The organism is Micromonospora endophytica (assembly GCF_003236305.1).
Lineage (GTDB): Bacteria > Actinomycetota > Actinomycetes > Mycobacteriales > Micromonosporaceae > Micromonospora > Micromonospora endophytica.
Map to the genome: position 1 here is coordinate 1 of NZ_POTX01000194.1, position 11,487 is coordinate 11,487.

Below are 11,487 nucleotides of genomic sequence, written 5' to 3' on the forward strand. Positions count from 1 at the left end.
CTCCGGGGGCAGGTCGGCGAGGCCGGCCTCGGCGTGGGTGGGCACCTCGTCCCAGAGCACTCTGACGTGCCGTGGGTCGTCCAGGGCCACCCGGATCGGCAGTGTCTGGCCGAGCGCCGGCCACTTGGACACCGGCACCCGCGGCTCGATGATCTTCTTGGAGCGGGGCGGCAGCCCAGGAGCGTCGATCACCAGCTGGAGTTCGCAGCGGCCGAAGGCGTACTGCGTGGGCGGCTCGGAGGCGCTGTGCACGTGTCCGGCGCCGACCACCCAGGTGCGCCCGCCGCCGCGCACCGTGCCCAGCGCGATCGCCAACGCCAGGAAGGCGACGCCGAGCGCCACGATGGCCCAGCTCTGCATGCCCAGGCCGAAAAGGATCACGAAGGCAGCCACGGTGCCGACGACCGCAGCGATCAGTTTGCGTACCGGTGCGATGGGTGGGTTACCGCCGTTCGCCACAGTGGACCTCCCGGGTGGTCAGGGCCAGGCTAGGCCGGATCGCGGGCCGGGGGAAGAACCGGCCAGCGCGCCGGCGCCGGGACCGGGTCGCTAGGCTGACCGTACCGAGCCCGACCGGCTTCCGCTCTGAGGAGGAACCCAGCGTGTCCATCAGCAGCCCGGACGAGCGTACGCTCGTACTGATCAAGCCCGACGCGGTCCGCCGTGGGCTGGTCGGCGAGATCATCTCCCGTTTCGAGCGCAAGGGGCTGCGGATCGACGCCATGGTGTCCCGGACGATGGACGCCGCGCTGGCCGACGAGCACTACGCCGAGCACGTCGACAAGGCCTTCTACCCGCCGCTCAAGGACTTCATGACCGGCGGTCCGCTGGTCGCGCTGGTGCTCTCCGGCGACCAGGTGATCGACGTGGTGCGCGGCCTGATCGGGGCCACCGACGGGCGGAAGGCCGCCGCCGGCACGATCCGTGGTGATCTCTCCCTCTCCAACCGGGAGAACCTGGTGCACGCCTCCGACTCGCCCGACAGCGCCAAGCGCGAGATCGCCCTCTGGTTCCCCGACCTGGGCTGACACGCCGGACCGCTAGGCCGTCCAGGGAATCTTGTCCGGGTTGGTCACCAGGAACACGTCGGTGATCCGACCGGCGGCGATGCCGAGGGTCAGCGCGTACCGGGCGCCGGCCGCGGTGGACACCATGACGCCTGGCTGGCCGTTGAGTTCCGTACGACGCACGGTGAGCGCTCCGCCCTTGCGGCAGATGCCGATCATGAACCGGGCGACCCGGTCCGCTCCGGTCACCGGGTTGCGGGCGGAGCGGACCCGGCCACCGCCGTCGCTCCAGCCGGTCGCGTCGGCGGCCATCAGCCCGGTCAGGGCGGCCAGGTCGCCCTCGTCGACGGCGGTGACGAACGCCTGCAACAGCCGTTCCTGCTCCGCCCGGTCGGCGGTGAACCGGCGCCGGTCCCGGCCGATCCGCTCGGTCGCCCGGTGATGCAGCTGCCGACAGTCCTCGGCGGAGCGGTCCAGCAGTTCGGCGATCTCGGCGTACGGCAGCTCGAAGGCGGTGTGCAGCACGTAGACCGCGCGCTCCGGCGGGGTGAGCCGCTCCAGCAGGTGCAGCAGCGCGGTGGAGAGCGAGTCGCGCAGTTCGACGCGTTCCAGCGGGCCGAACGGCGACGGCATGGTCGGCACCGGCTCCGGCAGCCACGGCCCGACGTACGACTCGCGGGCGGACTGCCGGGCGCGGAGCCGGTCCATGGCCAGCCGGGTGACCACCCGGGACAGGTAGCGGCGGGGCTCGGCCACCCCGGCCCGGTCGACGCGCACCCAGCGCAGGTACGCCTCCTGGAGGACGTCCTCGGCGTCGTACCGGCTGCCCAGCAACCGGTAGGCCAGGCCGAGCAGCATCGGCCGGTGCGCGTCGAGCGCACCGGCCGCCTCCACCGCGTCGACCCGGCTCACCGCACCGGCCGACGCCGGCCGGCTCACTCCTGCGACGGCAGTTCGGTGCGGAAGGTCACCGCGATCCGGTTCCACACGTTGATTGTGGCAATCGCTAGGACCAGGTCGGCGAGGGCCTTCTCCGGCCAGACCTTCGCGGCCGCCGCCCAGACGTCGTCGGGCACCCCGTGCTCACCGAGCCGGGTGACCGCGTCGGTGAGCGCCAGCGCGGCCCGCTCCCGCTCGTCGAAGAAGGGCGCCTCGCGCCAGGCGGCCACCGCGAACAACCGACGGTGTGACTCTCCGGCTTCTGCCGCCTCCCGGCTGTGCATGTCGACGCAGTACGCACACCCGTTCAGCACCGACGCCCGCAACTTCACCAGCTCCAGCACTGTGTGGTCCACGTTGGCCCGGACGTACTTCTCCAACCCCAGGACGCTCTGGAACGCCTGCGGCGCCACCTCGGCGATGTTCAACCGCTGCATGACGACCTCCCTGATCGGTGTGATGCCGACACGACGGTCGGGCGGTACCACCGCGTGACGGTTCCGGCCTGTGACGCCGGTCATGTCCCGTTCCGGCACCGGCCCTCTGGACCGCCACCTCCCCTCTCCCTGGCTCCCGATCCCTTGTCGACCATGAAGTTGTGGTCACGACACACCGCGCTGGGTGACAACAACCTCATGATCAGCAGGGGGGTCAGAGGGTGTCCAGGGAGGCGTGGCGGCGGGATTCGGCTTCGAAGAGTTTGAGGAGGGTGGCGGCGAGCAGGGCGTAGGCCAGGGCGACTGCTGCTTCGGCGGCCAGCGGGATGGCGGCGACGGCCAGGGAGTCGCCGGCGGCCAGCCGACGGGCGGCTTCGGCGGCATGGGTGATCGGGAGGAGCTGGCCGGCCACGCGCATCCCGGTCGGTAGGTCGGTGGCCGGCACGTTGACGCCGGTGAGCAGGAGCAGCAGGGCCACCGCCACGTTGGACACCAACCAGACGTCCCGCAGCCGCAGGCCCACCGCGCCCAGGGCCAGGCCGAAGAATCCGCAGGACAGCGCCGCCACCGCCAGGATGAGCAGCAGGCCGGGCAGCGCCGACAGCGGGATCCGCAGACCGAGCAGAAGCGAGGCGGCGGTAAGCGTGCTCACCGCGATCAGCAGCCCGTTGCCGGCGTACGGCAGGACCCGGCCGAGGAACACCGCCGTGCGGCTGCGCGGGGAGAGCAGCACGTGCCCGAGGGTGCCGAAGCGCCGCTCGTTCGACACCGCCATCGTGCCGCCGAAAACGCAGGCCAGCGACGCGGCCAGCACCGCGTTGCCGACGATGTAGAACCTGTCGTCGGCGACCTGGAGCTGCCGGCCCAGATAGGCGAAGAAGAGCAGCTGGAACAGCGGCCCGACCAGCAACGTGCCGACGAACATCGCTGGGGTGGCCCAGTTGAACAACGCCCGGTACGCGATCACGCCGCCGGTGCCGACCAGGCGGAACAGGTCCATCATCGTGCCTCCTCAGGCCAGCGCCAGCGTGGCGGCGGCTCGGGCCCGCCGTTCGACGTGGGTCATCATCAGCGCGCCCAGCACCAGGCAGCCGAGGCTGATGGCCAGGCAGACGCCCAGCGACGGCCATACCGGACCGCTGCCGGTGGCCGCCTCGCGGACCGCCCGCGCACCCCAGGTGGTCGGCAGCACCGCCGCGATCGGCCCGGTCCAGCCGGGCAGCACCGTGATCGGCACGAGCATCCCGGAAACCAGCCAGATCGGATACTCGAGGGTGTTGGTCAGGGCGTTGGCGTTGCGCATCAGTACGAACGTCGAGGCGAGCAGCAGGCCGAACATGCCCAGCCCGATGATGCAGCCGGGCACCGCCACGGCGAACGCGAGCGGATCGGCGAAGGTGAGCGGGATGCCGTGGAGCAACCGGCCCCACAGCAGGGTGGCGACCATCGCGTAGGTGCCGGTGAGCGCGGTGGCCAGGGTGATCGGCAGGATCACCAGCGCGGGCGGTCGAGGCGCCAGCATGATCATTTCCAGCATGCCAAGCCAGCGCTGGTTCTGGATCGCGCCCCCGGAGCCGAACAGCACCGACGACCAGATCCCCATCAGCCCCGCTCCGACCGCGGCTTCCAGCAGCCGGTCCGGTTCCGCACCGGCCCGGAACAGGTGGACCGCCAGGGTGGCCTGCACCACCGGAAGGATCAGCGCGATGGTGATCTCCAGCGATGACCGGCTCTGGTGCTTGGCGTGCAGCAGCGCGCCGACCGCGATCAACCGGAGCGTCCTCACACCGGCACCGCCTCGGCCGCCGACCGCTGTTCCACCCGGTTGACGATCGCCACGTACGCGTCCTCAAGCGTCGGTTGTCGGGCGGTCACCCGGCCCAGCCGTACGCCGGCCAGCTCGCGCAGCACGTCGGCCTGTACGTCGATGCCCGCGTCGGACTGCACGGTCAGCACCTGCGCCGCCCCGACCACCTCCAGGCCCGCCTGCCGCACCCCCGGCAGGGTGTGGATCGCTGACAGCCGGGCGTCGTTCACGCCGTACGCCTCGACCTCGAGCACCCGCCGGCCGTCCGCGTGGTGGCGCAACTCCGCCGGGGTGCCGAGGGCCTGGATCAGACCGCCGGCGATCACCGCGATCCGGTCGCACAGCTCATCCGCCTCGGCCATGTAATGCGTGGTCAGCAGCACGGTGGTGCCGGCGGCGGCCAGGTCGGCGACGGTCTGCCGCAACTCCCGTGCGGCCACCGGATCGACCCCGATCGAGGGCTCGTCCAGGAACAGCACCCGCGGCCGGTGCAGCAGGCCCCGGGCGATGTGCAACCGCTGCCGCATGCCCCGGGAATAGCCCTCGACCCGCTCGTGCTCCCGGCCGTCAAGCCGTACCAGCTCCAGCAGCTCGGCGATCCGCCGCTTCTGCTCCCGACCCGGTACGCCGTACAGCTCGGCGAAGTACCGCAGGTTGTCCCGGGCGGAGAGCCGGTCGTAGAGGCCCCGGTCCCCACCGAAGACGTACCCGATCCGCCGGCGTACCTCCCGGGTCTGGCGGACCACGTCGTAGCCGCAGATCCGGGCCGTCCCGGCGGTCGGGATGAGCAGCGTGTTCAACAGCTTGATGGTGGTCGTCTTGCCGGCGCCGTTCGGACCGAGCAGGCCGAACAGCTCCCCGTTGCCGACCGTCAGGTCGACGCCGCGGACCGCCTCCACCTCCCGGCGCTGCGGTCGGAACCACCCGATTCGGCTGCGATAGGTGCGGCGCAGCCCGGCTGCCTCGATCGCGATTTCGCTCATGGCCGCGAATCTAGGGACGCCGGCTTGGCGGGAAAACGAATTCGGCGTTTGCCGAATCCTCAGGCGGAAGCGTTCGCCGGGTCGGCGCCGATCAACGTGACCAGTGCCAGGCCGGCCGGCTCCAGGCCGTACAGCACGCGGCGTCCCGCTCGGCGGCGGTGCACCACGCCGGCGGCGACCAGCGCGGCCAGGTGCTCGGAGACGGTGCTCGGCGCGAGCCCCAGGGTGGCGGCCAGCCCGGCGGTGGTGGCCGGTCGGGTCAGTGCGCGCAGCACCGTGGCCCGGCCGCGACCGACCAGGGTCGCCAACCGGTCGGTCTCCGTCGGCTCGGCCGTCTGCGCCGGGCCGTCGGCGAGCATCGCCGCGCCCCGGGCCTGATAGGTGACCGCGACGATCTCCGGATGGTCGGTGGAGCAGGCCAGGGCACCTCGGGAGAAGATCAGCGGGATCAGCAACAGCCGCTTGTTCACCGCCTGGAAGTGGTGCTCCAGGGGCTTGACCAGGGTGAGGACCGGACGCTCCCAGCGCACCCGGTCATGCAGATCGGCCAGCAGCGCGTCCGGGCCGTGGGCGGCGAGCGCCCGGGCCCGGAACAGCACCTCCTCGTCGAGCGCCGTCTGCATCGCCGGCCACCACGGCGCGATCGCCGCATCCCAGTACGCCTGCACGCCGTCGGCGTACCGGTCCAGGGCGGCCTGCCGGTCGGTCACGAACGGGCGTAGCCAGGCGGGCAGTTCGCCGTTGCGGTAGTAGCGGGCGAGCTGTGCGGTGATCACCTCCGGCGGGGTGGCCCGCACCACCGCCAACTCCTCGGCCAGGCTGGCGGCCGGTGTCGACGGGACCGGGGTCAGGAAATCCGGACTCCAGCCGTCAGGGGTGATCAGTATCCGGGCTGGGGCGGTGGCCGGGACGTCGGCGAGCACCTGTCGGGCCTGCCGGGCCCAACTGGTGTAGGGCCAGGGTGCCTCGGTCGGGTTCCGGTGCAGCAGGGCGAGGCTCGTCAACACCTCCCAGATCGGGCTGGTGGCGATCCGGGTACGAGCCAGGGTCGGTTCGTCGATCTCGATTCGGATCACGGTGCGAGCCTAGTGGGATCAGGTGGCCGTTACTCGGCGGCGAGTTCCGGCCGGAGTCGGGTAACCTTGACCACCGAACAGGCGATGATCCGGCTATCACCGGGGAGCTTCCGGAAGAACGGCTGGGTGACCAGCTCAGTAGAACCGGGCGGGTCCGGCCCGTTACAGCCGGCCCAATGAGCGGGCGGTCGATCCTGGCCGTCAAGCGGGGTGGTACCGCGGGCTTGGCCCGGGGCGTCGGTGACGGCGTACCGGAACGGGCTCGTCCTCGCAGACCCACACCACAGTGAGTGTCAGCGAGGAGAGCGACCCCGATGGCCTATCCGTTGCACGACCCGACTGCCGCCGGCGTCCCGGCGAGCCCGGACCTGCCCGCGGTCGAGCGCCGGGTGCTGGAGCACTGGACGGCCGACAAGACCTTCGAAGCGTCCGTGGACGCCCGTGACCCAGGCAAGAACGGCAACAACGAGTACGTCTTCTACGACGGGCCGCCGTTCGCCAACGGGCTGCCGCACTACGGTCACCTGTTCACCGGGTACGTCAAGGACGTGGTGCCGCGGTATCAGACCATGCGCGGCCGGCGGGTGGAGCGGCGCTTCGGTTGGGACTGCCACGGGCTACCCGCCGAGGTGGTCGCCGAGAAGCAGCTCGGCATCACCAGCAAGGCGGAGATCCTCGACCTGGGTGTGGCCCGGTTCAACGAGGCGTGCCGCACCTCGGTGCTGGAGTTCACCCACGACTGGGAGCGGTACGTCACCCGGCAGGCCCGCTGGGTCGACTTCGCCAACGACTACAAGACCCTCGACCTGGACTACATGGAATCGGTCATGTGGGCCTTCAAGACCCTGCACGACAAGGGCCTGGTCTACGAGGGCTTCCGGGTGCTGGCGTACTGCTGGCGGTGCGAGACGCCGCTGTCGAACACCGAGACCCGGATGGATGACGTCTACCGGGACCGGCACGACCCGACGCTGTCGGTGTGGTTCGGGCTGACCCCGGACGAGTCCGCACCGGAGCTGCTGCGCGGACCGGTCAAGCTGGGTGTCTGGACCACCACGCCGTGGACCCTGCCGTCGAACCTGGCGCTCGCCGTCGGTCCCGACATCGAGTACGCGGTGCTGGAACGCGACGGCTCGCGGTACGTCGTGGGCGCGGCGCGGCTGGCCGCGTACGCCAAGGAGCTGGAGGGGTACGAGCAGGTCGGCACGGTGCGCGGTGCGGACCTGGTGGGGCGCCGGTACACGCCGCTCTTCGACTTCCTGGTGGAGCAGGCCGGTGAGCACGCCTACCAGGTGCTCGGCGCGGAGTTCGTCACCACCGAGGACGGCACCGGGATCGTGCACCTGGCCCCGGCCTTCGGCGAGGACGACCAGAACGTCTGCAACGCGGCCGGCATCCCGACCATCGTCACCGTGGACGACCACACCCGGTTCACCGCGCTGGTCCCGCCGTACCAGGGCGAGCAGGTCTTCGACGTCAACAAGCCGGTGATCCGGGAGCTGAAGGAGCGGGGGGTGGTGTTCAAGCAGGACACCTACACCCACGCGTACCCGCACTGCTGGCGCTGCGACACTCCGCTGGTCTACAAGGCGGTGTCCTCGTGGTTCGTCGCGGTGACGAAGTTCAAGGACCGGATGGTCGAGCTGAACCAGCAGATCAACTGGACGCCGGGGCACATCAAGGACGGCTCGTTCGGCAAGTGGCTGGCCAACGCCCGGGACTGGTCGATCAGCCGGAACCGGTTCTGGGGCTCACCGATCCCGGTGTGGCGCTCCGACGATCCGAACTACCCCCGGATCGACGTGTACGGGTCGTTGGCGGAGATCGAGCGGGACTTCGGGGAGCTTGCGACCCGAAGCGGCGTGCTCAGCGGTGGACGGCTTACTGATCTCCACCGGCCGGTGGTGGACGAGCTGGTCCGGCCCAACCCGGACGACCCGACCGGGAAGTCGATGATGCGCCGGGTGCCGGAGGTGCTGGACTGCTGGTTCGAGTCCGGCTCGATGCCGTTCGCCCAGGTGCACTACCCGTTCGAGAACGCCGACTGGTTCGAGAACCACTACCCGGGCGACTTCATCGTCGAGTACATCGGGCAGACCCGGGGCTGGTTCTACACCATGCACGTGCTGGCCACCGCGCTGTTCGACCGGCCGGCGTTCCGCAACTGCCTCAGCCACGGCATCCTGCTCGGCTCCGACGGGCGCAAGATGTCCAAGAGCCTGCGCAACTACCCGGACGTGTACCACGTCTTCGACTCGTACGGCTCGGACGCGATGCGCTGGATGCTGATGTCCTCGCCGGTGCTGCGCGGCGGCGACATGCCGGTCACCGAGTCGGCCATCCGGGACGCCGTGCGGCAGGTGCTGCTGCCGCTGTGGAACGTGTGGTACTTCTTCTCGCTCTACGCCAACGCCGACTCCTACACGGCGCGTCGTCGTACCGATTCCACCCACCTGCTCGACCGGTACGTGCTGGCCAAGACGAACGAGTTGGTGACGACGGTCGGCGCGCAGATGGACGCGTACGACATCTCCGGTGCCTGCGCGACCGTCCGGTCCTACCTGGACGCGCTCACCAACTGGTACGTGCGCCGCTCCCGGGACCGCTTCTGGACCGGGGACGCCGACGCGTTCGACACGCTGTGGACGGTGCTGGAGACGCTCTGCCGGGTGGTGGCGCCGCTGGTGCCGCTGACCGCCGAGGAGATCTGGCGTGGGTTGACCGGCGAGCGGTCGGTGCACCTGACCGACTGGCCGTCGGCCGAGCAGTTCCCGGCCGACCACGACCTGGTGGCCGCGATGGACAACGTGCGCGCGGTCGCCTCGGCCACGCTGTCGCTGCGCAAGGCCAAGGGGCTGCGGGTGCGGCTGCCGCTGTCGAAGCTGACCGTGGCCAGCCCGGTGGCCGGTCAACTGCGGCCCTTCGCCGACCTGGTCGCCGACGAGGTCAACGTCAAGGACGTCGTCTTCACCGACGAGGTGTCGGCGTACTGCCAGCAGGTGTTGACCGTGGTGCCCAGGGCGCTCGGGCCCCGGGTCGGCAAGCAGGTCCAGCAGGTGATCAAGGCGGTCAAGGCGGGGGAGTGGGAACTGGTCGACAGCGCCCCGGTCGCCGCTGGCGTCACCCTCGCCGAGGGCGAGTACGAGTTGCGCCTGGTCGCGGCCGACGCCGAGCACTCCGCGCCGCTGCCCGGCGGTGAGGGCGTGGTGGTGCTGGACACCGAGGTCACCCCCGAACTGGCCGCCGAGGGGCTGGCCCGGGACGTGGTCCGGGTGGTGCAGCAGGCCCGTCGTGACGCCGACCTGGACGTCTCCGACCGGATCGTGCTGACCGTCGCCGCCACCGGGCAGGTGCGCGACGCGGTGTCGGCGTACCTCGACTTCGTGGCCCGGGAGGTGCTGGCCGACCGGGTCGACTTCGCCGACCACCTCGACGGCTTCGCCGGCGAGGTCGGTGACGGCGAACAGGTGACGGTCACCGTCCACCGCGCATGAGGTGAAAGGAGGGGGCCCTTGTTAACGCCTCAGGTAGTAAAGGGGCCCCCTGCTAACACCGACGTCAGCCAGTAAGCGGGCCCGCCCTACCTCGCGTGTGACGACGTGCGCGGGTCCGCTACGGTGTCAGCGCCCGACTGCGCACATCACCCACCGCCGGAGGACCAGTGCCGCTGCTCTACACCATCGGCAAGTTCACCGTGGCGCCCACGCTGCGGCTGGCGTTCCGACCGACCGTGGAGGGACTGGAGCACGTCCCGCAGACCGGGGGCGCGATCTTCGCCGGCAACCATCTGTCGGTGGCCGACGAGTTGTTCCTCGGCACGGTCGTACCCCGGCACCTGGCCTTCTGGGCGAAGTCGGACTACTACAAGGGCACCGGGGTCAAGGGCGCGTTCCAGCGGTACGTGCTGAACGGGCTCGGCGCCATTCCGGTCGAGCGGGCCGGCGGGCGGGCGGCACTGTCCGCGTTCGACGCGGCGATCCCCGCGTTGCAGGGCGGTGACCTGGTCGCCGTCTATCCCGAGGGCACCCGCTCTCCCGACGGGCGGCTCTACCGTGGGCGGACCGGCACCGCCCGGCTCGCCCTCGCCGCGGGTGTGCCGGTCATCCCGGTCGGCATGATCGGCACCGACAAGATCCAGCCGATCGGTGCCCGGGTGCCGAGGCCGTTCACCGGCAAGATCACCGTCCGGTTCGGCAAACCGTTGGACTTCACCGGGCGGCCCAACGACCGGACGTCCCTGCGGGCGATGACCGACGAGCTGATGGCCGAGATCCAGAAGCTCACCGGCCAGGAGTATGTCCCCCGGTACGCTCCGGCCCGCGGTCAGCCGCCGGTCGCCGACGAACCGACCGCCGGCTGACGCCGCTCAGGGCCTCCCGCCCGAGCCGGCCGTCGGAACGTAGCCGCCCGAGCCGGCCGTCGGAACGTAGCCGCCCGAGCCGGCCGTCGGTAGGTAGCGGCGGTCAGCTCTTCTTGGTGACGATCTGCTCGCGCAAGGTGGCGAGCAGTCGGGCGCTGTCGTCCACCGACAGGTCGGTGAAGACTCCGGTGGTGATGCTGCCGTGGTCGACGGAGGTGCAGACCACCACGCCGGTGCCCTCGGATCGACCCACGGCGCAGCGTTCGTGCCTGCCTCGTACGCCGCTCTCCACCACCTGCACGTCGCTGAGGGCGTACTGCTCGGTGAGTCGTTCGATCTCGCCGTCGGCGTCCGACGACGGGGCGAACCGGAAGCCGGTGCCGCCGAAGACGGTGACTCGCTTGCCGGTGTTCGTGGTGTAGATGCCGGCGAAGGTGTCCTCGGCGAGCCAGTGTGCCGCCCGCGTCTGCGTCTCCAACTGCTGTGCGGCCTGCGCGTTGCGCGGATCCTCCCGCAGCCGCAGGTCAGCCACCTGCTGCGGCAGGCTGGCGGCGGCCGGATACTGGCTGGCCATCGGCATGCCGTAGTAGGCCGGGCAGCCGCAGCAGCAAGCGAGGGTGAGCAGCAGCACCCAGGGCCAGCGGCGTCGCTTGCGGACCGGAACCGGGACGTACCCGGCGGGTGCCTGCCGGCCGGGCGGCGGCGCGACCGGCCGGGCCTTCTTCCCGCCACGCCAGCTGCGCACCGGTGGTGGTGGCGGTGGCCCGGCCGGTGCCGCCGGGCGACCGACCGGCGGGCCCGGGGGTGCCGGTGGCGGCCCGTGCTGGACCGGCGGACGGTGCACCGGCGAGGCCTGGTGGGCCGGCGGGGTGTGGTGG

10 protein-coding genes and 1 pseudogene are annotated in these 11,487 nt (G+C 71.1%); 3 read left to right on the forward strand and 8 right to left on the reverse strand.

What is annotated here, in order from left to right; translation table 11 throughout:
* Positions 1-459: pseudogene (locus C1I93_RS22855) on the reverse strand (glyoxalase/bleomycin resistance/dioxygenase family protein); the annotation flags it as partial.
* A 143-nt stretch (positions 460-602) separates the two neighbouring features.
* On the opposite strand from C1I93_RS22855, the gene ndk reads away from it, so the two are divergent.
* Positions 603-1,028, forward strand: a complete 426-nt coding sequence (gene ndk, locus C1I93_RS22860; RefSeq protein WP_111245354.1) for a nucleoside-diphosphate kinase — start codon at positions 603-605, stop codon at positions 1,026-1,028.
* Positions 1,029-1,040: 12 nt separating this feature from the next.
* Here the strand turns inward: ndk and sigJ are convergent, their stop codons facing one another.
* The 6 genes from sigJ to C1I93_RS22890 form a co-directional block, all read right to left on the reverse strand.
* Complete coding sequence (sigJ, locus tag C1I93_RS22865) at positions 1,041-1,946, reverse strand: RNA polymerase sigma factor SigJ (RefSeq protein ID WP_223256320.1); 906 nt, start codon at positions 1,944-1,946, stop codon at positions 1,041-1,043.
* The gene (locus C1I93_RS22870; protein ID WP_111245361.1) at positions 1,943-2,383 is read right to left on the reverse strand and encodes a carboxymuconolactone decarboxylase family protein; all 441 of its coding nucleotides are present in this window, start codon (positions 2,381-2,383) and stop codon (positions 1,943-1,945) included. Before C1I93_RS22870 ends, sigJ begins: the two co-directional genes overlap by 4 nt.
* Positions 2,384-2,597: 214 nt before the next feature.
* On the reverse strand, positions 2,598-3,386 hold the full coding sequence (locus C1I93_RS22875; protein WP_111245355.1) for an ABC transporter permease: 789 nt from the start codon (positions 3,384-3,386) through the stop codon (positions 2,598-2,600).
* A 9-nt stretch (positions 3,387-3,395) separates the two neighbouring features.
* On the reverse strand, positions 3,396-4,169 hold the full coding sequence (locus tag C1I93_RS22880) for an ABC transporter permease (protein ID WP_223256321.1): 774 nt from the start codon (positions 4,167-4,169) through the stop codon (positions 3,396-3,398).
* On the reverse strand, positions 4,166-5,173 hold the full coding sequence (locus tag C1I93_RS22885) for an ABC transporter ATP-binding protein (protein WP_111245356.1): 1,008 nt from the start codon (positions 5,171-5,173) through the stop codon (positions 4,166-4,168). The genes C1I93_RS22880 and C1I93_RS22885 overlap by 4 nt, the downstream gene beginning before the upstream one ends.
* 59 nt (positions 5,174-5,232) lie before the next feature.
* Entirely contained in the window at positions 5,233-6,249 is a 1,017-nt protein-coding gene (locus C1I93_RS22890) for an ArsR/SmtB family transcription factor (RefSeq protein ID WP_181445291.1), read from the reverse strand.
* Positions 6,250-6,563: 314 nt separating this feature from the next.
* Here C1I93_RS22890 and ileS point away from each other — a divergent pair, with 314 nt between their 5' ends.
* Positions 6,564-9,743, forward strand: a complete 3,180-nt coding sequence (ileS, locus tag C1I93_RS22900) for an isoleucine--tRNA ligase (protein ID WP_111245358.1) — start codon at positions 6,564-6,566, stop codon at positions 9,741-9,743.
* Between the two features lie 167 nt (positions 9,744-9,910).
* Positions 9,911-10,609, forward strand: a complete 699-nt coding sequence (locus C1I93_RS22905; RefSeq protein ID WP_111245359.1) for a lysophospholipid acyltransferase family protein — start codon at positions 9,911-9,913, stop codon at positions 10,607-10,609.
* Between the two features lie 103 nt (positions 10,610-10,712).
* Here C1I93_RS22905 and C1I93_RS22910 read toward each other — a convergent pair.
* A partial coding sequence (locus C1I93_RS22910) for a hypothetical protein (protein WP_258378330.1) occupies positions 10,713-11,487 on the reverse strand: 775 nt, incomplete at its 5' end.

Excerpts from the sequence above, each read along its gene's own strand:
- C1I93_RS22870 (WP_111245361.1), bottom strand. The coding sequence starts at position 2,383 with ATGCAGCGGTTGAACATCGCCGAGGTGGCGCCGCAGGCGTTCCAGAGC.
- ileS (WP_111245358.1), top strand. The coding sequence starts at position 6,564 with ATGGCCTATCCGTTGCACGACCCGACTGCCGCCGGCGTCCCGGCGAGC.
- C1I93_RS22885 (WP_111245356.1), bottom strand. The coding sequence starts at position 5,173 with ATGAGCGAAATCGCGATCGAGGCAGCCGGGCTGCGCCGCACCTATCGC.
- C1I93_RS22875 (WP_111245355.1), bottom strand. The coding sequence starts at position 3,386 with ATGATGGACCTGTTCCGCCTGGTCGGCACCGGCGGCGTGATCGCGTAC.